The organism is Vreelandella sp. EE27, from assembly GCF_968206495.1.
The window spans coordinates 2,782,815-2,807,893 of record NZ_OZ309109.1; the positions used below are offsets into that span (position 1 = coordinate 2,782,815).

The 25,079-nt window shown below is 63.0% G+C and carries 17 protein-coding genes; 10 read left to right on the plus strand and 7 right to left on the minus strand.

Going from position 1 to position 25,079, the window contains the following annotated elements; genetic code table 11:
- Positions 1 to 61: 61 nt before the first annotated feature.
- The gene (nadE, locus tag ACWHVV_RS13110; protein WP_447926635.1) at positions 62 to 907 is read right to left on the minus strand and encodes an ammonia-dependent NAD(+) synthetase; all 846 of its coding nucleotides are present in this window, start codon (positions 905 to 907) and stop codon (positions 62 to 64) included.
- 217 nt (positions 908 to 1,124) lie between these two features.
- On the minus strand, positions 1,125 to 2,798 hold the full coding sequence (locus tag ACWHVV_RS13115; protein WP_447926636.1) for an SLC13 family permease: 1,674 nt from the start codon (positions 2,796 to 2,798) through the stop codon (positions 1,125 to 1,127).
- 433 nt (positions 2,799 to 3,231) lie between these two features.
- Here ACWHVV_RS13115 and ACWHVV_RS13120 point away from each other — a divergent pair, with 433 nt between their 5' ends.
- From ACWHVV_RS13120 to ACWHVV_RS13145, 6 genes are all read left to right on the plus strand, one after another.
- Positions 3,232 to 3,411, plus strand: a complete 180-nt coding sequence (locus tag ACWHVV_RS13120; protein WP_447926637.1) for a hypothetical protein — start codon at positions 3,232 to 3,234, stop codon at positions 3,409 to 3,411.
- A gap of 184 nt (positions 3,412 to 3,595) precedes the next feature.
- Positions 3,596 to 3,934, plus strand: coding sequence for a hypothetical protein (locus ACWHVV_RS13125; protein WP_447893951.1), 339 nt, complete (start codon positions 3,596 to 3,598; stop codon positions 3,932 to 3,934).
- A gap of 263 nt (positions 3,935 to 4,197) precedes the next feature.
- On the plus strand, positions 4,198 to 5,418 hold the full coding sequence (gene sstT / locus ACWHVV_RS13130) for a serine/threonine transporter SstT (RefSeq protein WP_447926638.1): 1,221 nt from the start codon (positions 4,198 to 4,200) through the stop codon (positions 5,416 to 5,418).
- A 136-nt stretch (positions 5,419 to 5,554) separates the two neighbouring features.
- Positions 5,555 to 6,067: a helix-turn-helix domain-containing protein gene (locus tag ACWHVV_RS13135; protein ID WP_447926639.1), complete on the plus strand. Its 513-nt coding sequence runs from the start codon at positions 5,555 to 5,557 to the stop codon at positions 6,065 to 6,067.
- Between the two features lie 12 nt (positions 6,068 to 6,079).
- Positions 6,080 to 6,814, plus strand: a complete 735-nt coding sequence (locus ACWHVV_RS13140; protein ID WP_447926640.1) for an AzlC family ABC transporter permease — start codon at positions 6,080 to 6,082, stop codon at positions 6,812 to 6,814.
- Positions 6,811 to 7,146: an AzlD domain-containing protein gene (locus tag ACWHVV_RS13145; protein ID WP_447926641.1), complete on the plus strand. Its 336-nt coding sequence runs from the start codon at positions 6,811 to 6,813 to the stop codon at positions 7,144 to 7,146. Before ACWHVV_RS13140 ends, ACWHVV_RS13145 begins: the two co-directional genes overlap by 4 nt.
- 15 nt (positions 7,147 to 7,161) lie before the next feature.
- Here ACWHVV_RS13145 and ACWHVV_RS13150 read toward each other — a convergent pair whose 3' ends face one another.
- The gene (locus ACWHVV_RS13150) at positions 7,162 to 8,211 is read right to left on the minus strand and encodes a diguanylate cyclase domain-containing protein (RefSeq protein WP_447926642.1); all 1,050 of its coding nucleotides are present in this window, start codon (positions 8,209 to 8,211) and stop codon (positions 7,162 to 7,164) included.
- A 334-nt stretch (positions 8,212 to 8,545) separates the two neighbouring features.
- On the opposite strand from ACWHVV_RS13150, the gene ACWHVV_RS13155 reads away from it, so the two are divergent.
- Complete coding sequence (locus ACWHVV_RS13155) at positions 8,546 to 9,253, plus strand: Crp/Fnr family transcriptional regulator (protein ID WP_447926643.1); 708 nt, start codon at positions 8,546 to 8,548, stop codon at positions 9,251 to 9,253.
- 15 nt (positions 9,254 to 9,268) lie between these two features.
- Here the strand turns inward: ACWHVV_RS13155 and ACWHVV_RS13160 are convergent, their stop codons facing one another.
- The 4 genes from ACWHVV_RS13160 to ACWHVV_RS13175 all read right to left on the minus strand — a co-directional run bounded on the left by ACWHVV_RS13160 (position 9,269) and on the right by ACWHVV_RS13175 (position 21,632).
- Positions 9,269 to 17,845, minus strand: a complete 8,577-nt coding sequence (locus ACWHVV_RS13160; protein ID WP_447926644.1) for a GH36-type glycosyl hydrolase domain-containing protein — start codon at positions 17,843 to 17,845, stop codon at positions 9,269 to 9,271.
- Between the two features lie 193 nt (positions 17,846 to 18,038).
- Positions 18,039 to 19,415, minus strand: coding sequence for a c-type cytochrome (locus ACWHVV_RS13165; RefSeq protein WP_447926645.1), 1,377 nt, complete (start codon positions 19,413 to 19,415; stop codon positions 18,039 to 18,041).
- Positions 19,408 to 21,012, minus strand: coding sequence for a GMC family oxidoreductase (locus ACWHVV_RS13170; RefSeq protein WP_447926646.1), 1,605 nt, complete (start codon positions 21,010 to 21,012; stop codon positions 19,408 to 19,410). Before ACWHVV_RS13170 ends, ACWHVV_RS13165 begins: the two co-directional genes overlap by 8 nt.
- A 116-nt stretch (positions 21,013 to 21,128) precedes the next feature.
- Positions 21,129 to 21,632, minus strand: a complete 504-nt coding sequence (locus ACWHVV_RS13175; RefSeq protein WP_447926647.1) for a sugar dehydrogenase complex small subunit — start codon at positions 21,630 to 21,632, stop codon at positions 21,129 to 21,131.
- Between the two features lie 494 nt (positions 21,633 to 22,126).
- Here ACWHVV_RS13175 and ACWHVV_RS13180 point away from each other — a divergent pair, with 494 nt between their 5' ends.
- From ACWHVV_RS13180 to ACWHVV_RS13190, 3 genes are read left to right on the plus strand one after another with little or no spacing between them, the layout of a single operon-like run.
- Positions 22,127 to 23,044 carry an ABC transporter substrate-binding protein gene (locus ACWHVV_RS13180; protein ID WP_447929152.1) on the plus strand — a complete coding sequence of 306 codons (918 nt, stop codon included), beginning with the start codon at positions 22,127 to 22,129 and terminating at the stop codon, positions 23,042 to 23,044.
- Positions 23,038 to 24,042 (plus strand): FecCD family ABC transporter permease, encoded by a 1,005-nt coding sequence (locus tag ACWHVV_RS13185; protein ID WP_447926648.1) that lies wholly within the window; start codon positions 23,038 to 23,040, stop codon positions 24,040 to 24,042. The genes ACWHVV_RS13180 and ACWHVV_RS13185 overlap by 7 nt, the downstream gene beginning before the upstream one ends.
- Positions 24,039 to 25,064 (plus strand): FecCD family ABC transporter permease, encoded by a 1,026-nt coding sequence (locus ACWHVV_RS13190; protein WP_447926649.1) that lies wholly within the window; start codon positions 24,039 to 24,041, stop codon positions 25,062 to 25,064. Before ACWHVV_RS13185 ends, ACWHVV_RS13190 begins: the two co-directional genes overlap by 4 nt.
- Positions 25,065 to 25,079: the final 15 nt, after the last annotated feature.

The window sequence follows — 25,079 nt, forward strand, 5'->3', positions numbered from 1 at the left end:
CATTCTCCAAAGAGCGCTCTTCAAAATGGCGTTGGCCAAAACGGCGCAGGAACCTGCCACGCTAGCGGCTTTTCAAGGCAAGCCAGGGCTCGACGGGCAGGTTGCGCTTGTGCGCGGTACGCCCATACGTTTGCACGATGGTCGCTCGGGCCGCCTCATTGATATTCTCACCCACCAAAAAGGCGTCGATGTCGGCGTAGGTCACGCCCAAGGCGTCTTCGTCGGCCAGCTGCGGCTTCAGCGTTTCAAGGTCCGCGGTGGGCGCTTTTTTCACCAGCGCGTCCGGCGCGCCCAGCTTTTCGCCGATCCGGCGCACCTGGTGCTTGGTCAAACCGGCGAGCGGCACCACGTCGCAGGCGCCGTCGCCGTGTTTGGTGAAAAAGCCCATGACGGCCTCGGCGGCGTGGTCGGTGCCCACCACCAGCCCACCGTGGGTGCCGGCGACGGCGTACTGGGCCAGCATACGCTGGCGCGCCTTGATGTTGCCCAGCACGAAATCGCGCTGGTGCGCGTCCTTGAACTCAAGCCCCGCTTCTTCAAGCTCTTTTAGGGCCGCGTCGCTGGCCGGTTTGACGTTCACCGTCAGCCGATGGTCGGGTTGGATGAACTCGAGCGCCAGCTGAGCGTCCGCCTCGTCCTGCTGGTCGCCATAGGGCAAACGCAGGGCGTAAAACTGCGCGTCGAGGTACTTCTTGCGCGCTTTTTCGACCGCCATTTGGGCCAGCCGCCCGGCGACGGTGGAGTCCACTCCGCCACTGATGCCCAGCACCAGGCTGTGCTGGCCGGCATCGCGCATCGCGTGGTAGAGAAAATCCACGCGCCGCTCTATTTCCTTATCCTCGTCGATAAAGGGGTTAACCCCCAGCGCCTTACGAATTTGGGCCTGCTTATCGGTGTCCTGCTTCATCCTGGTCTCCTTGAGTCTAAGCGCTGAACGATAAATTTCTTCACAGCGTAGTGGATCGCGCACATTAGCCAAATGGGGTTACTTTAGCGCTCATAGGGGGTAAGCGAATAGCGTCGGTTCAATGGCGAAAGGCGTTCGAAGGTTCATCACATAAAAAAAAGCCCCACAGGAAGTGGGGCTTTGATAGGCGTACTTTTAGCGCTCGGTTGCCAAGCGGCTAGTTACGAAACGCGTCCGGGTAGGTGGTCAAATCGATGCCCCAAAGAACCGGCAGCAGGAAGTAGGTCGCCGCCACGATCAACAAGAGCGCGATGATGTTGAGCCAGAAACCGTTGCGCACCATTTCGACGATGGTGATCTTGCCAGTGGCGAAGATGATTGCGTTGGGCGGTGTACCGACCGGCAGCATGAAGGCGCAGTTCGCCGCCATTGCCGCGGGCACCATCAGCACGAACGGGTGTACGTTCAATGCCAGCGCCAACGAGGCCAGCACGGGCAGGATCATCGTTGCGGTGGCGGTGTTGGAGGTAATCTCGGTGAGATAGAGCACCATGGCCGTGGAGAGCAGAATGACCAGCAGGAAGTTGGCCCCTTCCAGCACGCTCATTTGATCGCCCATCCAGGCCGCCAACCCGGAGGAGTTGAAGCCGGCGGCAATGGCCAGACCACCGCCGAATAGCAGCAAAATGCCCCAGGGCACATCCTTGGCGATATCCCAATCCAGCAGGCAGCCCCCCTTGTTGGGCGAGGGAATCAAAAATAGCGCAACCGCCGCCGCAATGGCGATCATGGTATCGCTGATACCGGGGATGTTGATGATCTGGCCCTGCCAGAGAAACGAGCGGGTAATCCAGAAAAACGCGGCCATCAGAAAGACCGCTAGTACCGCCTTCTCTTCGAAACTGGTACGGCCCAGCGCATCCATCTCTTTTTTGATCAGCGCTTTACCGCCGGGCAGATGACCAAGATTCATCGGGTAGATAAACCGGGTCAGCATCAGCCAGCCGACCACCAGCAAAACCACGACCACCGGGAAAGCAAACATCAGCCAGCCGGCGAAGGAGACTTCGTAGCCGAACAGCTCGCTGACCACCGCCGCCAAAATGATATTGGGGGGCGTGCCGATCAGCGTGCCCAGGCCACCGATCGTGCCGCCGTAACCCACGCCAAAAATCAGCGCCTTGCTGAACTTTTCGATCTCGACGCTATGATCGCCCTCGGTTTTGTTGAGCTCCTGGGTGACCTGGTAAACGATCGCGGTACCGATTGGCAGCATCATCATGACCGAGGCGGTGTTGGAAACCCACATGGACAAAAAGCCGGTTGCGGCCATGAAGCCGAACACGATGCTGTTGATGCTGGTGCCCAGAATCGAAATGATCGTCAGGGCAATGCGCTTGTGAAGATCCCACTTCTCCATGGCCAGGGCGATCATGAACCCCCCCAGGAAAAGGAACACGATCGGATTGCCGTAGGCGGCCGTGACCGCTCCCCCATCGAGGGCGCCGGTAATCGGTAGCAGTATGATCGGCAACAGCGACGTCGCCGGAATCGGAATCGCTTCGGTCACCCACCAAACCGCAACCCAAAGCGTCGTTGCCAGCACCATGCGGGCTTCGAAGCTCAGGTCCTCGGGCTGAAAGAACATGACCGTCAAGGCGAACAGCAGCGGCCCAAGCACGAGCCCCACGGTTTGGGCCTTGTTATAGGCGGGCGGGCGCGGCGGCTGGTTGTCCGGTTCGCCACCTTCGGGTTGCCCGGGCGCGCCTGAACCGCCGTGAGGGGCTCCGGGCGCGCTACTTGTCGGCAGCGCGCAGAGTAAAAGATTTTTGGCCTGGTGGTGATAGTGCCAAAGCTGGCCCCAGAGCGTGTAGGTGGCAGTTCTGAGCATAGAGCAGTACCGCTTGAAGTCGAGTGAGCAAAAAGGCGCGTCGCCTTAGCGAACCTTACGGGATGGTTAAAATAGCGTTGCTGATTGTAGCGGGCCCTTTATTCACTGCAAGCGCCCAATAGTCCAGTTAATTAACCGTTTTTGCGACCAAAGTCTAACAACTTTAGTTGGATAGTAAGCTAACGGTCTTTTGTGCGCCTCGACCCGATCAAACCCCTTCTATACCGTGCCGGTCACCGAGGATACGTGCCAGCCCCTCGAACCGAATGCCCGTAGGAAAGATGAACTTTTTGTATAAGTTTTATGAACCACGCGAGTACGTCTTAGTCTATACTTTCGCCAAGACCCAGAGAATGTCTGTATAAGCATCGGGTTTTGAAAGCCGTACACGTTCGAGGGGATAATGTAAGTTATAGACGCTCAAGGAGTTAAGATGATACGCCAACATCTTTTCAATGGAGCACAGCCCGGAAGTCGCGAACATCTCGAGAAATTCCTTAACGAACAAAGGATTAACCGAGAAAAAGAGAGGAAGAACGACCTGATTTGGTTAACCGCCGCCTCTTTTTTAGCCGGTAGCCTCGCGACGCTGGCCTTTGCCATACCGCTTTAGTACCGCGCTTTTCATAACGAAAACCCCGCCTTACACGGCGGGGTTTTTTTATACAGGCAGCTTTTTGCCCGCCCAGCGAAATTGATGATTGATTCTCCTTGAAAGGTGTATTACTGTGAATTGGTACAAGACGCGTATAAATAAATACTTAAGTTAAGTAATCGCATTCACAAGGAGTGGTGGCATGCATAGATTAAAACTGGAAAACATCTCGGAAGCTGGCCTGAAGCTTGCTATTCAAGAACTACGCGAAGAGATGTACGACACCCCGCAGTGTGATTTCACGATTGCCAAGATGCTGAGCCATTGCGGTCATTTCGAAACCGCAGAGCGTCATCTGGATGAAATGCTGCTGAAATGGGGCTCTTCGCCGGACGTCATCGAACTCACCGACAAGGGCTTTGCCATGGTCGATGCGATGAGCGCTACGGCCCACGCCCAGAAAGTCGGCGAGCGCGCTGCTAAAAAAGCGACTCAAACCGCTAAAACAGCCAAAACCGAATCGGCCGCTGCGCTGGTGTAAGGCGCTCTTCTCTATCGACTAGACCGAACGAGCGTATTCCAAAACGGCTTGCTTTCCTGATGAAAGCAAGCCGTTTTGCGTTGTAACGTTCACGTACACGAGCTTGCCTGCTTTTTCCCCGTATACCGCCGCCCGGCGTACACCGTAACGTTTTTTATCATGAGCCCCCTCGCTCACGCCTCAACTGCTAGAATGCTTCGCTTCTCGCGGGCGCGAGCGACTCGCTTCGGCGCCATTTCCAGTGATTGACCATGAGCTCTGCAATGATTGCGACTGCCCAAACGGTGTTTCGGCCTCTTCTACGGCTGGGCCTTATTTCCCAAATTCTCATTGGCATCGTGGCCGGGGTGCTGCTCGCCCTTTGGGCCCCGGCGGGGGCGGCCCGCGTTGCCCTGCTCGGCCAGCTATTCATTAGTGCGCTGCAAGCGGTCGCGCCCATTCTGGTCTTCGTGCTGGTCATGGCGGCGATTGCCGCGCACCAACGGGGCCGGCCCACCCAGATCCGCTCGGTACTGGGGCTTTATGTGGCCGGTACGTTGATCGCGGCGCTGATCGCCGTGGCCGCCAGCTTCATGTTGCCGACCGAAATCGCGCTCGATACGCCCCAGGCCGACGGGACACCGCCTGGCGATATTCTCAGCGTGCTGCGCGACTTGCTGCTCAACGCGGTGGCCAACCCGGTCAGCGCCCTGATGGAGGCCAACTTTATCGCCATTCTGGTCTGGGCCATCGCACTGGGCTTGGCACTGCGCCAGGCAAGCGACGGCACCCGCCAAGCGCTTGCCGACCTTTCCACGGCGGTCACCCGGCTGGTCACCCTGGTGATTCGTTTGGCCCCGCTGGGGATTTTCGGGTTGGTGGCAGGCACGATTGCGCAGTCCGGCGTGGAGGCGCTTCTCAACTACGCCCAGCTGTTGGCGGTCATCGTGGGCTGTATGGCCGTCGTCGCGCTGATCAGCAACCCGCTGTTGGTTTACTTCGTGACCCGGCAAAACCCCTACCCGCTGGTATGGGCGTGCCTTCGTGGTAGCGCCATCACCGCGTTCTTCACGCGCAGCTCCGCTGCCAACATCCCGGTCAACCTGGAGCTTTGCCGCCGCCTGGAGCTGGACGCCGACACCTACTCCATTTCGATCCCGCTGGGCGCCACCATCAACATGTGCGGCGCGGCGATCACCATTACCGTGATTACCCTGGCCACGACCCATACGCTGGGTATCAGCGTCGACTTCCCCACGGCGCTTCTGCTGTGCATCGTATCGGCGCTGGCGGCCTGTGGGGTTTCCGGCGTGGCGGGCGGCTCCTTGATGCTGATTCCCATGGCCGCCAGCCTGTTCGGTATTCCCACGGAAGTGGCCATGCAGGCGGTCGCCATCGGCTTTGTCATCAGCGTGGTACAGGATGCCACCGAAACCGCGCTGAACTCCTCCACCGACGTGCTGTTTACCGCCGCCGCCTGCCGGGCACGCAGGAAAAACACCTAGCTCTCCGGGTTTATCCCATCGCTTCTTGAACGCCGGGTTGACGACTCGGCGTTCTTTGGTTAAAACGTTCCATATATGGAACGCTTGGTATAAGAACGCTTCGACCATCGTATGACACGCCCGGAGCTTAACCCCTATGAACGAAAACGCTCTGCGGGTACTGGGAGAGCATCTACAGCGCCTTCGCCAGGCACGGGGGCACTCGCTTAGTCAGCTGGCAAGCGCGGCGGGTATGGCGAAGTCCAACCTTAGCCGGCTCGAACAGGGCATCGGCAACCCGACACTGGATACGATCTGGCGGATAGCGGTGCAGCTCGACGTACCGTTCGGGACACTCATAGCCCCGGTCAACGAAGCGCTTGGCGATGGCGGCGTCGAGGTACAGCTTATCGAGCAAAGCAGTGGCCCGCCCCCGACCGATGCCTACTGGATGCGCTGCGCCCCCTATACCGAGCGCCGCGCCGACGCTCATACGCCGGGTGCCCGGGAGACGCTGATGCTGATTAGCGGCCAGCTCGAAGCCGGTGAAGACGGCGCGCTGACTCGGCTGTTACCCGGCGACACCCTGAGCATCGACGCCGACCGACCGCACCTCTACCGCACCCAGCGCGATAGTGCTTCGTTGTTCATTACCATTACGTATCACTAAAGGCCCCGCTTTATGCGCCAGTCAACCGATCACCCCGCGCGCCCCCACTCTTTGTGGCGCGCCGCAAGGCAAGGCGTACTCGACGGTATGCCCTTGCTGGGCGGCTACGTGCCGGTGTCGCTATCCTTCGGCCTGGTGGCTTCTCAGGCCGGGTTCACGACCTGGGAGGCCGCGGCGATTTCGGTGCTGATCTACGCCGGCGCGTCCCAGTTTCTGTTCGTGGGCATGGTCGCGGCCGGGGCGCCCCTCTGGCTGGTGGTGCTACTGACCCTTTTGATCAACGTGCGCCACGTAGTGTACGGCCCCAACCTGGCGGCGCTTTTACCGCGTAGCCGCCACTGGCCCTGGCTAATGCACGGGCTGACCGATCAGGTCTTCGGGCTGGCGCTGACAAAGCTGCCCGGAATCGCAACGCCCGACCGTTTTGGCTGGTTTTTAGGGGCTGCGCTGATGGCCTGGGCGATGTGGGTGTTGGGCACGGTGGTGGGCGCGGTAGGCGGTGAAGCAGTGACCGGCTACTGGCCGCTACTCGGCGACATCATGCCCTTCGCGCTGCCCGCCTTGTTCTTGACCATGACCGCGCCGCGCTTTATCGATCTACGCTGGTCGCTGGCACTTGGCACTACCATCACAGCGGCCATGGTCCTCGCTTTAACCGGCGCGAGCAACGTGGCCATTCCGCTGGCGGCGGCCTGCGGGGCGCTTTGCTATTACGCGGTGCGCTTTTCTTATAGGGGGCGCCCATGAGCGTGGAACTTTGGATCGCCGTCGTGCTCTCGGCACTCGGGACGCTTTTGATTCGCGTGATACCGTTTCTATGGATGCAGCGCCGCCTGGATCAAAGCGAAGGGCCCGCGGCGATGCCGGAGTGGCTGGCTATTCTGGGGCCGCTGATGATCGCCGCGGTCCTTGGGGTGTCGATCATACCGGTCAACCCCAGCGCCGTTTCCTGGCTGGGCACCGCCCTTGGGCTGCTCACGACGTTGCTGGTGTGGCGGCGGCTACGCTCGCTGGGCTGGCCGGTGGCGGCCGGCGTCGCGGTGTTCGGCGCGGTGGTGGTGGCGTTCAACGCGCTTTGAATTGACTGTCAGAGCTCACAAGCGCCTTTTCACACCTTCGGCCTCTTGAAGAAAGTTGCCCGCCGCTTGCTGCATATCGGCGTGATAAAGCTGGCACTGGTGGCGTCCGCTTTGCTTGACGGCGTACATCGCCATATCGGCAAGATGGAGGAGCTCGCTTTCGCTCTGCGCATGGTCCGGGTAAAGACTCACCCCGATGCTGACGCTGATCGCGTGCTCGTGGCCTTCGAGCTGGCAGGGTTTGGCGAGCGCTGCCAGAATTTTATCGCCCACGCCCAGCGCGCTAGAGGCGTCGTCGATTTCGCTCAACAGCACGACGAATTCATCGCCGCCCTGACGGCAGATGGTATCCGTGGTGCGTAAGCAGGCCTTGAGCCGCTCGGCCACGACCTGCAAATAGCGGTCTCCCAGCGCGTGACCAAAGGTGTCGTTGATCGCTTTGAAGTGGTCGATATCCAGATACAAAAGCGCCAACGGCTGCTGACAGCGCCGGGCCAGGCTCATGGCACGCGACAGGCGCTCGGCAAACAAAAAGCGGTTGGGCAGCCCGGTGAGCGGGTCGTGCTGCGCCTGGTAGGCAAACCGGGCAGAACGCGTCAGCGATTGGCAGGCATCGTGAAAAATCACCACCGCGCCGACGACCTCGCCATGGCGGTTATGAACCGGTGCGGCGGAGTCCTCTATTTCCAGCTGGCTGCCATCGCGACGCGTCAAAACGGCGTCGAGGGAGAGTTCTATGGGCCGGTTTTCGGCCATGGCCCGCCCTGCGGGGTTGAGCACGCTGGCGTGGGTCTGGTTATCGACCAATGGGAGCACCCGTTCGAGCGGGTTGCCAAACGCCTCTGCTCGCGTCCACCCGGTGAGCTCTTCGGCCATTTTATTGAGGTAGGTAACGCGACTGTGGGTATCCGTGGTCAACACCGCATCGCAAATCGAATTGAGCGTAATGTAGGCCCACTCTTTCTCGGCGTGTAGCGCGGTATCCGCCTTCTCCCGCTGCTCGCTCACGGCTATCTCGCTTTTGCCCGTGTCCACGTCATCGTCATTGCACTCACCGTTCAGCATGACCCCTTTCTCCATGAGTAAGATTGTCCGGCTGCATCTTCTTGACCACCGCTGTACGCCCGCCGGGCGTTGCTTTTACTGCCCTCGCCTTTTTCGAAACATCATGGCTTCAGCGCCGTCCGAAATACCCGGTACGCGAGTAGGGCGTCATCCCTATAGTGTTTAATCTGCCGGTCAACTCGAAAACATGCCGATTGATTGAATAAGCCTTTTATACTTCTACGTGTCTCGTTGCCCAGTGTATACAAAATATAAAAAAATGACACAAACTGTAAACAAACGCCTATGAGCACCTTTGGCTGCCTTGGGCAGCGGTGCAGGCCCAGGGGGTTGAATGCGCAAGGCGCATCTTATCGAGAACCGTTTGCTTGGCTTGATGGCCCAGGATGAGCTTTATCGTCTGCTCCCAAGCCTGGAGGAGGTCTCGCTGGGGCCTGGTCAGCCGCTCTACGAACCAGGCCAGCCGATGGCGTACGCCTACTTTCCCATCGACGCCAGTGTGTCCCTGCTTGGCGTGATGGAAGACGGCGCCTCGACCGAAATCGCCGGGGTGGGCCGCGAGGGCGTGGTCGGCATTGCGCTTTTCATGGGCGATGGAATCACCACTAACCGGGCGGTCGTTCAAAGCGCGGGACGCGCTTATAGGTTGAGAGGTGAAAGGCTGGTCGAGGCATTTGGCCGGGGCGGCACGCTGCAGCGCGTACTGCTTCGCTACACCCAGGCACTGATGACGCAAATGTCGCAAATCGCAGTGTGTAACCGCCACCACTGCGTCGACCAGCAGCTCTGCCGCTGGCTTTTGCTGAGTCTTGACCGCCTACCAGGCCATGAGTTGATCATGACCCAGGAGCTGATCGCTAACCTGCTCGGCGTTCGTCGCGAAGGGGTCACCGAATCCGCGGGCAAGCTGCAAAAAGCCGGGCTGATCGCCTACCACCGGGGACGTATCCTCGTCCTCGACCGGCCGGGCCTGGAGGCCCGGGTTTGCGAGTGCTACGCGCTCGTCAAAAACGAGTACGCCCGGTTGCTCGCGCTCTTTTGAGGCCACGCGCCTCCTTCAAGCGCCTTTTGAGGGTGGCGGCGCATCCGCGCCGGGTAACGTAAGCGTTAGCTGGTGCTGCCCCCCGTCGAGCGCCAGGACCACCTCCCCTGCCACACTGGCGTGTGTTTCGCCATCCAGGCGGGCCTTCAGGCTACTCGAGCCGGCGCCGCCCGCCTCGACCCGAATAGCGTAATGAGTGGCGTCGACGTTCACGGTGATCTCAAAACCTTGCCAGTGCGCGGGTATACAGGGTTTGAGCACCAGGCTTTGCCCCCGGCGGCGAAGCCCGAGTATGCCCTCGACCCCGGCGCGATACATCCAGCCGGCAGAACCGGTATACCAGGTCCAGCCGCCGCGCCCTTCATTAGGCCCCACCGAGTAGACATCCGCCGCCACCACGTAGGGCTCGACGCGATAACGCGCCGCGGCGTCCAGGGTGAGCGCATGGTTGATCGGGTTCAACAGATTGAAAAGCGCCGCGGCCTCGTCGCCCAGCCCTTGCTCGGTAAAGGCGAGAATGCCCCACATGGCGGCATGGGTATACTGGCCGCCGTTCTCGCGAAGCCCCGGGGGGTAGCCGCGAATGTAGCCCGGATCATGGGGCGTTTTATCGAAAGGCGGCCAGAACAGCAGCGAAAGCCCGGCCTCTTCACGTATGAGTTCGCGTTTGTAGGACGCCAGGGCGATGGCGGCTTTTTTCGGGTCGGCGCCGCCGGACAATACCGCCCAGGTTTGCGCGATGGCGTCGATGCGGCACTCGTCGTCGCCTTCAGCGCCCAGCCAGTGGCCGTTGTCATAGCGGGCGCGCCGGTACCACTGGCCATCCCAGGCAGTGGTGTCCAGGGCGTGCTTGAGTGCCTGGGCGTGGGCTTGCCAACGGCCAGCGCGGGCCGGGTCGTACTGCTCGGCGAAGGGAGTAAACAGGCTGAGCGTACGCAGCAACAGCCAGCCAAGCCAAACGCTCTCGCCCTGGCCTTCGATGCCCACGCGGTTCATGCCGTCGTTCCAGTCACCGCCGCCCATTAGCGGCAGGCCGTTTTCACCGGTCAAGGCAATGCTTTGGTCGAGCCCGCGGGCGCAGTGCTCGAACAGCGTGCCGGTTTCATCGGCGATATGGGGTTGGTAAAAGGCGTCATGCTCCTGGGGCGCCAGCGGTGGGCCCTCCAAAAAGCCGACACACTCGTCAAGAATGGCCGCGTCGCCGGCGGTCTCGATGTAAGTGGCGCAGGCGTAGGCGAGCCACACCCGGTCGTCGGAAATCCGCGTGCGAACGCCTTGGCCGCCTCGGGGCAGCCACCAGTGCTGAACGTCCCCTTCCACGAACTGTTTCAATGCCGCCTCGAGCAGATGCGCCCGGGTGATGTCCGGGGCGGCCAAACTCAGCGACATACCGTCCTGCAACTGATCGCGAAACCCAAACGCGCCGCTTGCCTGGTAAAACGCCGAGCGGGCCGTGATGCGACACGCAAGCGTTTGATACAAAAGCCAGCCGTTGAGCATGATATCCATGGCGCGGTCCGGGGTTTTGACTTGAACCGCCCCCAGCCGCGCCTGCCAGTGCGCCTCGATCGCCAAAAGCTCCGCGTCCAGGTCCGCGCCGCGATAGCGCTCGATGAGTTCACTGACCTCGTCGCTCGAGGGGCACTGGCCCACCAGCGCGATCACCTCGACGGATTCACCCGGGGCAATCTCCAACACGCACTGCAGCGCCGCGCAAGGGTCGAGCCCGGCCCCGAGGGCTCCGGAAAGCGGCGCCTGGCCGGTCAAAGCAGCCGGGGCCGCCAGGTTTCCGCCTACGCCCAAAAACTCCCGGCGGTCCGCGGTCCAGCTACTTTGGCGCCCGCCAAGGTCGGCAAAGGCGACCCTACCGGGGAAGTCGTTGCTCCAGGGGTTGCTTGCCAGCAGCGCGCCGCTTGCCGGGTCGCGCCGAGTGACGACGAACGGGGCGCTTGCGCTACGTGTCGTGCCCAGCACCCACTCCACATAGGCCGTAACCGATAACCGCCGGGGCCGGCTCGTGCGGTTTTCAAGCGTCAGGCGCGAAATACGCACCGGCGCGGCAAGTGGGGTGAAGTGCACAAGCGTCGAGGCGATACCGTGAGCCTGGTGCTCGAAGCGGCTATAGCCAAAGCCGTGGCGGGCCGTATAGCGCCCGCTGCCGCGAATGGGCAGCGCGGTGGGCGTCCAAAGCGCCCCGCTCTGCTCGTCGCGAAGGTAGAAAGTATCCCCCGGCGGGTCGACCACCGGGTCATTGGACCAGGACGTTAACTGATTATCGCGGCTGTTGTCCGCCCAGATATAACCGCTGCCCTCAGCGGAGACCTGAAAGCCGAAGCCGTCGTTGGCGATGACGTTGATCCAGGGCGCCGGCGTGGTGCGGCCTTCGCTGAGTAACGTGACGTACTCGCGGCCCTCGCGGTCGAACCCGCCCAGGCCATTGAAGAACTCAAGCGTTGGCAGCGTCGGCTCCTCGAGGGCGTCTTCTCCCGGTGCGCGCACCTTATCGAGGTACCTGGCCGGTGGCGCAGTGCCTGGCTGGGCCGCGGCAATATGCGCAAGCTGGCTTGCCAGCGGCCCACGGTGGGCCAGCAGCACAACACTAGCCACCGAGCGCAGCAGCGCCTGGCCCTCACTGCTCACCAGGTCCGCGCGCAGCGTGGTCACTGCGCCCTGAACGAAGGCGGCTCGCGGCCCCGGGCGCGCCTGGCTGCTCAGCACCGCCGTCTCGATGGCGATTTGTAGATCCTGAACGTAGGAGGCGCCCCGCTCGTTGATAATCACCAGATCTACACCGAGGCGTTTCATCTGCCAGTATTCATGGGCGCGCAGCAACTGGCGCACCAGCGGCAAATCGTCGATAGAATCGATGCGCAGCAGCACGATCGGCAGGTCACCAGAGATCGCATAGGGCCAAAGCCCCGACTGCGCCCCGGCGCCGCGCTCGATCATTGACGGCGACGCCCTAAAAAGCGGGTCGGGGTATAAAAGCGGCGCCGCCAGGCGTTGGAAGTCCGCCGCCTCGCCGGTCTGCACATCGAGATGGCGCAGTTGCACCTGGGCCTGGGTCCAGGCAAGCGTTCCCGCGCGTTCGAAGGCGCTGTAGTCGTGGTGCTTGTCGATCAGGTCGATCAGCGCCTCTCGCGAGGACGCCACCACGGTCCAGAAAGCCACCTGGGCGCTCTTGCCCGGGGGCACGCGCACCCGGCGGCGTAGCGAAAAGATCGGGTCGAGCACCGTGCCGACGCTGTTCGATAGCGCCTGCCCTTTGGCCAGCCCCTGGGCGGTGGCAAGCGACTGGCCGCGGCCGATGAACCGCGCTCGGTCGGTTTCAAACTGTGCCGGGCCTTCGGTGGCCCCCTGGGTGACGGCGAAATGCGCCGCCCACACCGTGGGCTCGTCCGGCGTACGTTTTCGCCGCGTGGCGATCAGCGCCCCGAACTCGGCAAGGTACTCGGTGACCACGAACAGCTTGGCAAACACCGGGTGGGCGTTGTCCGTGGCCGGGGTGGTCAGCACCAGTTCGGCGTAGCTGGTGATATCGATCTCGCGCGCCCTGGGGCCCGCGTTGGTGAGCGATACGCGCCGCACCTCGCCATCGTCTTCGCTCGAAACGAGCACCTCGAGCCGGCTGGTGAGATCGTCCTGGCGGCGCGTGTAGCTTGCGTAATCCTCGGCGAAGATCACCTCGGCGGGGGCTTGCGGCGTCGCGTTGGCATCCTGCAGCGCACGGCCCGAGGCGTACCAGCCCGCGCCGCTTGCGCAGTCGCGCAGGAATATGAAACTTCCCCAGGGGTCGCAGGTAGGATCGGCGCGCCAGCGAGTGATCGCCACGCCCTGCCAGCGGCTGTAGCCGCCGCCGGTGGCGGTGAGCATCACCGCGTAGCGGCCGTTCGACAGCAGGTGGGTAACCGGCGCCGCCCCCACCACGGGCGTAAACCGGCGAACCGTAGGGGCGTCGCCGGGCAGCGCCAGCGCCCCGGCCTTGACCTCCTCCGCCTGGGGGTAGGCGATCGCGATGGTATGCGAGATCCGCTCCTGAAGCAGCAGCTCGCAGGCCTTGATGATCGGTTCGCGGTGAAAGCGCGCGCGCATCAAGCCGTCGTGGGCCGCGTTGGCCAGCGACACGATGGTCATCCCCTGGTGGTGGGCCATGAAGCTACGTACGAGAGCGACCTTTTCGCCTTCCGGCAGCCGTGTCGGGGTAAAGTCCAGCGCCTCGTAAAAGCCAAAACGCCCGAGCGCGCCCATCTCGGCCAGGCGCATGTAGTTTTGATACGCCGCCAGCGGCTCGACCATGGCGGCAAGGCCCGTGGCGTAAGGGGCGATGACGATATCCGCCGAGAGCCAGCGCTTGAGGCCAAGCCCGGGCACGCCGAAGTTGGAGTACTGGTAGGTGAACTCAAGATCCCGGGCGTTATACGCGGACTCGGAAAGCCCCCAGGGCACGCCGAGCGACAGCCCGTAAGCCCGTTGGCGTTTGACCACCGAGCGCGTGGTCTGCTCGAGCAGGCTACCATCCGGGGCGCGCATCACAAGCGAGGGCATCAGGTATTCGAACATCGACCCGGACCAAGAGATCAGCGCCGAGGCGCTGCCTACCGGGGTGGCGGTTCGGCCCAGGCGAAACCAGTGGCGGGTCGGCGCATCGCCTTTCGCCACGGCCAGCAGGCTTGCAAGCCGCGCCTCCGAGGCGAGCAGGTCATAGCAGCTGGTATCCAGCCGCCCCTGGGCCACATCGAAACCAATCGACAAGAGCTGGCGTTCCGGGTCGAGCAGGAAACGAAAATCCATCGCCAGCGCCATGCTGCGCGCCCCCAGCGCCAGCGCGTCCAACCGGCCTTGCGTATCCGCATGATCGAGTGCTTGCCGGTCGCGCAGGTGACAAGCAACCGTTTGGCCAAGCGCATTGATCCAAAAAAGCGCCTCCTGGCGGGGTGCATCGGTGGCGCTCGAAAGGTTCTCCTGCGCCGTTTGGGTCAGCGCCTCGGTCAGGCGCGCAATGGCGGGTAAATCCAGCGCACCATCGGGGCTTGCAAAGGCCGCTTCGACGTCATCAAGGCGCGGGGTGATCGGCGCGCGGAAGGCGCCATCGACAACGTCGAGCGAGCGGCGAGCGAGCTGGAGGGTATCCTGGAGGCCCGGGCGAAGATCCGCCAGCGGCTCGAGATCGCGCCACATCTCACAGGCGTTGGCCATCGCGATGAGATGACCCGCCAGGTTGCCGCTGTCTACCGAGGAGATATACACCGGCTCGAGCGGGCGCACATCCTGGGTGGCGTACCAGTTGTAGAAATGGCCTTTATAGCGCTCGAGTGTTTGCATCGCCTCGAGTGTCTGTTCGAGACGCTCGATGGTGGCAAGCGTTCCCGCCCACCCGAAGTCTCTGGCGGCAACGGTCGAGAGCAGATAGAGCCCGATATTGGTGGGCGAGGTGCGGTGGGCCACCACCGGCTGGGGGTCTTCCTGAAAGTTATCCGGAGGAAGAAAGTGGCTCTGGGCGGTGACGAAAGTTTCGAAAAACCGCCAGGTGCGACGGGCGATCAGGCGAAGTTCGCTGCTCTGCGCCTGATTGATAGGCCGCTGCAGCCTGGCCGTCAGCGGGCGGCTTAGCAGGCTTGCCAACAGCGGCGCGCCGAGCCATAAAAGCGCGATGGGGACGACGAGCGGCCACACATCGATATCATGGATGAGTGCCGCCGCCGCGACGCCGATACCCGCCGCAAGCCCGGCGGCCATGGCGCGATAAAAGCCCAGCGGCGTCAATTGAGGGCCTTTCGAGCTTTGCGCCGCCGTCGTCCACTCGAGCAGGTGGCGACGGCTAACCCCAAGGCGATAAAGCGTGCGCAGAATGGCATCCATCATGCGCGCGGCCTGGTCGGGCAAAAAGGTGAACAGGGTGAGCGTCTGTAACAGCGCTATCCTTGCCAGCAAACCAACCCGGGCAAAATGCGGGCGAAGCTCGAGACCTGGCCGGGCGGGTACGATCGCGGCCAAAAATGGCAGCAGCGGTGGCGTGGCAATCACCAAAAGCAGCAGTAGCGTGCCCAGTGCCGCCGCGGGCAGCGGCAGCCACCAGCACACCGCCAGGCTTGCGAAGGTGGCCGGTATCAAAAGTGAGCGGCGCAGGTTATCGAGCATTTTCCAGCGCCCGAGCAGCGAAGGCGCTTGCTTCTGCGCGCTGAGCGCGCCCCTGGGCCTGCCCAGAATCCAGGGAATCAGCTGCCAGTCGCCCCGTGTCCAGCGGTGCTGGCGTTTGGCGGCCACATCAAACCGGGCGGGAAAATCCTCCATCACTTCGATGTCCGAGACCAGCCCCGCCCGGGCGAAGAGGCCTTCGAACAGGTCGTGACTCAGCAGCGTGTTATCCGGCACGCGCCCGGCCATGGCGGCCATGAACGCATCGACGTCGTAAATCCCCTTGCCGGCGAAAGAGCCTTCGGCGAACAGGTCCTGATACACATCGGAGACCGCGCCGGCGTAGGGGTCGATGCCGCCGGGAGCCGAAAACAGGCGCTGAAAATGCGAGCCCTCGAGGCCGGTGGGAAGCGCTGGGGTGCTGCGCGGCTGCAAAATGGCGTAGCCCGCGACCACACGCTGGCACTCGGCGCTAAAGCGCGGACGATTGAGCGGGTGTGCCATCTTGGCGATCAGACGCGTGGCGGCGTCCCGGGGTAGGCGCGTGTCGCCGTCCAGGGTGATCACGTAGCGCACGTCCCGCGGCGGTGCCGGGGCATCGATAAAGGCGGTGTTCGCCTCGCCGCGCAACCAGCGGTTGAGTTCACAAAGCTTGCCGCGCTTGCGCTCCCACCCCATGAAGCGCTGCTCTGCGGCGTTGAACGTCCGGCCGCGATAAAGCAGCAAAAAGCGCTCGCTTTGCTCGTTTTCAACAGCGCCGTGGCGCTGATTCAGGCGCGCGATGGCCGCCCTGGCGCCGGCCAAAAGCGGCGCATCACTTTCGAGCACCTGATGATGGGCATCGACACCGTCGAGCAGCAGCGCATAAAAAAGCGCCCCGCCGCCGCTCGCCAGGTGGTGTACTTCCAGCTGCTCGATCTGTTCTTCGAGCTCGCTTGCGCTGGTCAAAAGCGTAGGCACCGCCACCAGGGTGCAAAGCGAAGACGGTACGCCAGCGCTCAGGTCCAGACTCGGCAGCGCCACGGGCCCAAGGCCTCGGGTGATCATGAGATTAACGAGCGCCATGGCCACTTCCGTGGCGGGTAGCCAACCCAACAGCGCTAGAAGCATCAGCAGCGCTGCGACCTCCCCCGTTTGCCCGCCAGGGTGCGTGGCGGCCACGACCCAAAGCGCAAGCCCCAACAGGCAAAGCGATAATAGCCCCACCCCTCCCAAATACCCGGCTATACCGCATTGGCGCAGCCGGCGCCCCAACCGCCGCCCTGGCGGTACGCGGTAACCCAGGGTGTGCTCGAGTGTCTGGACGCCATCGCCAATCAGGTAATAGCCCGGGTCGCCCAGGCGCGCCGCCTCGACCGGGTCATCGATGCCCTTGCTTGCGCGCTGCGCCGCGTCGAGCGCCTGCTCGGCGGCCTCTAGCTCGCTACACCCGGCCCCCCGTGAAAGCCGTTCGATCGCGGTGCGGTAGCGGTTGCGGGTGGCGAAGTCCATGGCGGCAAAGCCGCTTTGCGCGCTGAGTTTGGCATCCACCAGGCTGGCACTTTCGACGATATCCGGCCAGTCGATGCTCGAGATCAGGCGCATGCTGTTGATGATATTGCGCATCGAGACGTTGGCCGCCCCCTGGCGCTGCTGCACGCGGTGCACTACTTCCTCGACGGCGTCGCCCTGGCTTGCCAGCCGGGTTTCGAGCCACCCCAGAAGCGGCATGGTGCGTGGGTCCTGGTCGCGCAGGCGCTTGGCCAGCTGGGCGGTAAACGCCTCGGACAATGGCCCGCTAGCCAGCGGTACTTCATCGGTGCCCGGCATCGCCGTATCGTTTCTGACCGACAGCCGCCGCGCCAACTCATCCGCTTCGCTGCGCGCCTTCTGCTCCTGGGTGATTTGCACCGCCAGTCGACGCAGGTTCTCGATCAAGACGATGCGCAGCGTGATCGCGACCGCCCACAGCTCGCCAATGGTCAGGGGCTGCACGCGCTGGTAGGCCGCCAAAAAGCTCATTAGCACGTTCGGGTCGAAGTAGCTATCGGTGTGCGCCACGTACGCCCAGGTCAGGCCAAACACCCGCGGGTAGCCCGCAAACGGGCCTTCGGCGAGCTTGGGGAGCTGGCGGTAATACCCCGGCGGAAGATCAGCGCGCACCTCGCGTATCTGCGCTTCGACGAGGTGATAGTTATCCAGCAGCCAGGCGGCGGCGGGCATGATGTCCTGGCCGCTGGCGAGCGAGGCGGAGCTACTGCGATAGGCGCTGAAAAGCGCGGCCGCGTTATCGCGCAAGCGCGATTGCAAGGTGGGCACACCAGGCGGAGTAGACGAAATCGACTGCGCGGCGGCCAGGCTCATGGCGTGTTGCTCGAGGCGTTCGACGCTGAAAAGCTCTTCTCGAACGGGCGCCTGGGAGTGCCAGGGCAGGGCTTTTGAAGGATGAAGATGACGCCGTAAAAACAGAGGGAGCATGAACGTTACCTGGGCGCCACGGCTCCACGGCGTAGGCCAATAAGGCGCTATCTGAACATAGGTAGATGGCAAACGTCCGTCTGTGCGCTAGCGCACCAAAGGGGCTTGGGTAAGGGCCTGACGGGCGGGCATAAAAAAACCCCGCTTCGTGGAGCGGGGTTATTGGTTCAGGCTTTTAAAAGGGCCCGGCGGCTCAATGGCGGCGCCGGCGCCAGAGCAAAAAGCCCAGCAGCGCGATGATCGCAACGCCCGCCGCTACCATGCCCGCCCGGGCCAGCAGCAGCAGGTCCGAGTCCGCCCCACCGGCGCGCAGCTCGGACACCCGCGCCGTTTCCATGGTGACGTCGCTTTCGCCGAACTCGCTCATCAGGTAGTTGGTGACCTCGGCCACCTGCCCATCGTCGAGCTCGTCGGCGAAACCGAGCATGCCCTGGCGGTGTTCCGGCCAGACACCCTCGAGAATCACCATGGCGACGTTATCCGCGTTGGGTTTGTCGAGCACCGGGTGACCGGCCAGTGGGGGCAAACCGTTCAAGCCGCTGCCATTGGGGGCGTGGCAGGCCGCGCACTGGTCGCGGTAGATGCGCTCGCCAGGGCCGATATCCGCAAGGGCGGCCGGGGTATCGTCATCCATGAGCTGGCCGATGTTAGAAAAGTCAGCGTTGTCGCTGCCCTCTTCATCCGCTACCCCGGCCTGCGCACTGGCTTCTTCGCTCTCGCCTTCCGGCAACAGGTAGACCGCGATCGCTTCGATGTCGTCCTCCGGCATGCGCGAGAAGCTCAGGTCGATCGCCTCGAGCATCGGGCCGGCGGCGGTGGCGCCGTTGTCGGCGTGGCCGGTGCGCAGGTAGTCGACCAGCTGGCTGCGACTCCAACCGCCAATGCCGCTTTCCGGATCATCGGTGATATCCGGCGCGTACCAGGTACCCAACGAGCCGCCGCTGAGCGCCTGGCCGGACTTCTCGGCCATCAGCAAATTACGCGGCGTATGGCAGGTGCCGCAGTGGGTGGCGCCTTCAACGAGATAGGCGCCGCGGTTCCACTGCTCGGAGCGCTCCGGGTCGGGCTCGAAGGGGCCGCTGTCCAGAAACAGCACGTTCCAGGCCGCCATGGAGAAACGCAGGTTGAACGGGAACGGCAGTTCGGTTTCCGGCGCAACGTCATCGGAGGGCGCTACGTCGTGCATGAAGTAGGCGTAGAGCGCCTCGATGTCGTCATCGGTGAGCTTGGCGTAGGCGGTGTAAGGCATCGCCGGGTAGAGGTGCCCGCCATCGGCGCGCACGCCTTCGCGCATCGCACGGGAAAACTCGTCGAGGGAATAGCCACCGATGCCCGCATCCGACGGCGTGATATTGGTGGTGAAGATAGTACCCAGCGGGCTCTCGATGGGGTGGCCGCCGCTAAACGCCGGCCGGCCCGGCTCCGAGTGGCAAGCGGCGCAGTCACCGGCGATGGCCACCGCTTCGCCGCGCTGGATCAGCTCGCGGCTCGGCTCATCCGTCTGGGCCATGGCGACACTCGCAAAGCCGCTTGCGGCCAACAAAAGCCCTGCCTTGAGGCGATTATCCATGCTGGGTCTCCTCCAGAATGCGGTCCGCCGTGCGTAGCGCCAGCGCCGCCGCGGTCAGGGTGACGTTGCAGGTACCCACCGTGGGCATCACGCCGGTGCCGACCATGAAGAGGTTTTCATGATCGTGGGCGCGACCCCACTGGTCGGTCACGCTGGTGGCCGGGTCATTGCCCATGGAGAGCGTGCCGGTGATGTGCTGGCGGTTGGAGAACGCGCCGCTGCGGCTGTGCTTGATGTTGGTGCCCCCCAGCATTTCGGCGATGCGGTCGTAGTGCTCGCGGGTCACTTCGGTGCCGCGCTGCTCGTACTCGCCGATGCTCCAGTGCATGCGCGGCGTGGGCAGGCCCAGGGCGTCGCGCTTGTCACTCAGGGTGACGCGGTTGTTCGGGTCCGGCAGCTGTTCCATGGCGTTTTTGATCCCCAACCGGCGGGCGGCGCGGTAGCGCACCTGCTCCTGCAGCTCACGGCCGTGGTAGCCCTCGGCGAGCAGCTCCTTGGTGACCGTATCGACCTTGGAGCCGTTGGAGATATCGATACGAAACGGCGCGTACTCCGAGCGGAAATCGCCGTCGCGGAAGTCACCGATAGAGCACGGGCTGACCGGGCCGCGGCCGGGCCAGATCGGCTCGTCGACATCGAAGTTGATGCCAATCGCCGGGTGGTCGCAAAGATTACGCCCGACGTTGTCACGCACGTTGGCGATGCCGCTTTCGAACGTGTCGCTTGACGACATCAACAGCAGCTTGGGCGTCTCGATGGCGTTGGCGGCCAGCACCACGGTCTGGGCGGTGACCTTGTGGCTCACCTTTTCCCAATCGTAATAGTGCACGGCGCTGATCCGGCCTTCGCTATCGTGCTCGAGGTTGTAGACCACCGCCTCGGTGATGATCTCGACCCCTTCCCGCTCGGCTTCCTGGGCGGCGATGCCACCGTGATACTGGGCGTCGATCGGGCAGATCGGCATGCAGTTGTTGTTGCCGCAGCACGCCGGGCGGCCGTCGAAGTTGCGGCTGTTGCGCGCGGTGGAGTCGTCGATGACGCGATAATCCGGCGCCAGCCGCTCGGTGACCCGCTGCTGCAAGTAAGAGGCCGGCACGCGCTCCATGGGGTAGGGCTTGGCCCGCGGCGAGCCGTTATCCGGCTCGCCGCCGGTACCGGTGATCACTTCCACCTGGTAGTAGTAGTCCTCGAGATCGTCGTAGCCGATCGGCCAATCCACGCCGACCCCGTAAAGGCTTTGGGTACGAAAATCGTTGGGCACGAAGCGCCACATCTGCGCCGCCCAGTGCCAGGAGGTGCCGCCCAGCATGCGAATGTACTGGGCGTTGTAGGGGTGCGGCCCGGCCTGGTCCAGGTATTCGTTGGCCGTGGGCGAAAAGCGCGGGTGCGGGGCCATCTCCGAATAGGGGTACGGCGCCATGTAATCGGACTTGAAGGCGGACTCGCGGTAGTTCTGCACCAGCTCGCCGCGGCCCTTGCGGGGGCCGGATTCCAGCAGCAGCACGGAGCGCCCGGCCCGGGCCAGCCGCGTGGCCAGCAAGGAACCACAAATGCCCGCACCGACCACGACGACGTCGGCAACTTTATCGTTACTCATGGGGATCACTTATTCTCTTCAAAAAGCTACGGTCTTTGGAAAGCTTTGGTTTTTAGAAAGCCCTGGTTTTTGGCAAGCGTTCTCTTTGGAAAGCTCTGCCTTTGAAAAAACCTTCTTTAAGGGGCTCGATGCCAGCTGCCGCAGGGGCCGTAGGAGAAACTCGAAGGCACCAGCTTGTCGGCGACAATCTGGTTGGAGAGCGAGTTGAGGTAGGTGACGTAGACCGTCTGCTCGCCGGTACCGACTACGCCGGTGTACCAGCCGCTGAGCATGTAACGGGCCGTGGCCTCTTCCACCGCGTACTCTTCGCCAAAATCGAGGCGCGAGGCCTGAAGCAGCGCCGGCTGCTCATCGAGCAGGTTTTTTAGGCGCGTCAGGTGCTCGGTAAAATCCTCCAGGGCGAGTTTGGAGGCATGCACCAAGGCGCTTGCGAGGTTTTCGTCGAGCTCGTCGCGCGCAATCAGCCGGCGCGAGACGTCGAGAAACTCGCTCACTTCATTGGCGGAGGCGTCTTGGGCCCCGGCCAGGGCTTCGGGCACTGCCAGCCAGCGCCCGGCCACGCCCGTAAGCGCAAAGCCGCCGGCCATCTGGATGACGCGGCGGCGAGTAATAGTTGCCATGTTCGTTCGTTCCCTTGCGTACCCGCCGCCGATCAGCATCGGCGGCAGTGGACCGCTTTGCGGCTAAATCAGCGTGCCGATTACGTCTTAACACGCTATTAATCGGCGCATATTATACCTTAGTCGCGCCACACCGACACTATTAGTTATAAGCGGAATTGACCCCATCAATGGCCCTATAACGAGGTCTAGCATCCGTTTTAGGGCTCGATACGAAGTGATCCCCAGCCCTCGAGCAGTGAGGACGCCCAACACTTTGAAAAGCGGCTTAATGTCTGGGTTCGCTAAACAACACGCCGAGGTCGCTGGCCTTTTACGTCTCCATGTTTGCGCCCGATAGAGGCGCCCGACACCGCAGAATCGATAACGCTTTGCATTCTCTTCTAGCGCGTGCCAACATCGCTTTTTTTGCTCGGATACCCTTCGTGGCCAACACACAGCGTTGTCATAGCGGCCGCTTTCAGCGCCAGCGGCTACTTGCCTTGTGTGGCGGGCTGCTGCTCGTAGCGTTTTGCTGTGCCCCTTCGTTGGCCGCCGAACCGACAGAGGATGCTACGCCGCGCATCGTGACGCTTTACCAGGGCGCCACCGATAGCGCCGTCGCTTTAGGCGTGCCCCCCATTGGCGTGGTCGATTCCTGGCTCGAGCCCCCCATGTACCGCTACCTGCGTGATGCGTTGAGCGATGTAGAACACGTGGGGCTCGAGACCCAGCCCAACCTGGAAAAAATCGCCTGGCTTGCGCCGGATCGGGTGATCGCCAGCGACTTTCGTCACGCGCGCGTCGCGCCGCTGCTACGCGCTATAGCACCGACGGTATTCGCCCCCACGGTGTTTGATTTCAAAACCACGCTCATGCTGGTAGCCGATGCCACCGGGCGCGAGGCCCAAGCCGAAAGGCTTCTACAGCAGTGGGATGCGCGCGTCGCCGATTTCCGCCAGCAGATGGCGACGAAGCTTGGCGAGCAGTGGCCTTTGAGCGCGGCCGTGGTGCGCTTTAAAAGCGACCATCTGCGCATCTACACCAGCGGCTTTGCAGGCTCGATTCTCGACGAGCTGGGCTTCGAGCAGCCGGATACGCTGCAAACCCAGGGCTGGGGCATGAAGCTTACCAACAGCGAAAACATTCCGGTGCTGGAGGCCGACGTGATGTTCGTGCTGCTCGAGCCGGATGACCCGGCCATAGCAGCCAACTACCGGCGTTGGCGCGCTCACCCGCTCTGGCAGCGACTGAGTTCGGTGCGCCATCAACGCGTGTTCGAGGCGGACCCGGTGAGCTGGATGATGGGCGGCGGCATCCTGGCCGCCAACGCCATGCTCGATGACCTTTACCGCCACTACGAACTCACTCTCGCAAGCCCTCAGGCATGTTTGGCGTTGGGCGCTGAAGCGCGGGAAGGCCCGCCGTGTTGAGGCGCAGGTCGAGCAAACTCATCGGCCTGCTGGGCGGCGCGGGTATTCTGCTGCTCGCGTTTATATCGAGCGTCATGCTGGGTACGACGTCTATTGCGTGGGGGACTCTCTGGAGTGCGCTGCTGCACTACGACCCGGGCCAGGTCGACCAGATCATTTTACTGACCGAGCGCCTGCCCCGCGCCGTGGTGGCCACCCTGGTGGGCGCAAGCCTGGCGACCGCCGGGGCACTGATGCAGACCATGACGCGCAACCCGCTCGCCTCGCCGGGCATTTTGGGCATCAACGCCGGGGCGATGTTCTTTGTGGTGGTGTCGGTATCGCTACTCCCGCTGCACGCCCCGGTGCACTATGTGGGGGCCGCGCTACTCGGGGCGCTGGTCGCCGCGGGGCTTGTGATTTTGCTAAGCCGCGGCCGCCAGGGCGAGTTTTCGCCGCTGCGCGTGGTGCTGGCCGGCGTGGCGGTCACGGCGCTGTTCGTTTCGTTCAGCCAGGGGCTTTTGGTGATCGACCAGCAAAGCTTCGAGAGCGTGCTTTACTGGCTGGCAGGCTCGGTGGCCGGGCGCGATCTTGCGCTTATTGCCCCGCTGTTGCCGCTATTTTTCGCGGGCTTCGTGCTGAGCGCGATGCTGGCCGGGCGCGCCAATGCGCTGCTGCTGGATGACGACATGGTCACCCAGCTGGGGCTGCAGGCCAACACCCTGAAGCTGCTACTGGGGCTTTGTGTGATCGTGCTGGCGGGCACTTCGGTGGCGCTGGCCGGTATGATCGGCTTTGTGGGGCTGATCGTGCCGCACATGGCGCGCGGGCTGTTCGGTATCGACCACCGCTGGCTGCTGCCCGCCTGTGCCCTGCTGGGGGGCGCCTTGCTGCTGCTGGCCGATGTCGCCGCGCGCTTTTTGATACCGCCCCAGGAGATCCCGGTGGGCGTCATGACCGCGCTGATCGGCACGCCCTTCTTTATTTACCTGGCGCGACGCAGGCTGACGGCGCGATGAAAGCAGGCATTTCGTGTAGCGCCGAGCGCGCCGCCCCGCACGCCCTCTCCTTTTCGCGATGGCTGCTGCTGTTGAGTTGTTTTCTGGCGGCAAGCGCGCTGCATTCGCTATGTCTGGGCAGTTTTCCCACATCACTACGCCAGGTACTGCGCGCCCTGACCGCACCTTCGAGTAGCGATATCGCTTTTATCGTTTGGGAATTGCGCCTGCCGCGCATTGCGCTTGCGATGCTGGTTGGTGCGGCGCTGGCCATCGCCGGGGCGATTCTTCAGCGTATCGTGCGCAACCCCTTGGCCTCGCCGGATGTCATTGGCATTACCAGCGGCGCCGCCTTTGCCGCGGTGCTGTTTCTGACGCTCTCGAGCACGACGTTAAGCATTCAATTACTCCCCTTGGCGGCGATGCTCGGGGCGCTGGTGTCGGCGCTACTGGTCTCAAGCCTTGCCTGGAGAAACGGCCTGAACCCTTCGCGCATGGTGCTGGTGGGTATCGGTTTGGCGGCGGCGATGGGCGCGGCCACCACGCTATTGATCGTGATGAGCGACGATTCCAGTGCGATGGCGGCCTACGTCTGGTTGACCGGGAGTCTTTACGCCGCGCAGTGGAAGGATACCCTGGGGATGCTGGCGTGGCTGGTGGTGACGCTGCCCGTTTGCCTGGCGTTGGCCCGTCACGCCGACGTCATGGCGCTGGGCGATGGCGTGGCGCAGGGGCTGGGGGTGGCGATCATAAAAAGCCGGCTGGCGCTATTGGCCTGTAGCGTGGTGCTGGCAGGCGCGGCGGTGGCGTTTGCCGGGGGCTTGAGCTTTGTCGGCCTGATTGCGCCCCACCTGGCGGCCAGGCTGGTGGGGCATAAACTGGCAAAGCTCATCCCCGCCTCGGCGCTGGTCGGCGCGTTGATCGTGCTCTACGCCGACCTTTTAGGCCGGGTGGCCTTTCTTCCCAAGGACTTGCCCGCCGGTATCTTCGTGGCCGGCATCGGCGCGCCGTTTTTCGTCTTCCTGCTATACAAGATGCGCTAAACGTCAGGGATACAA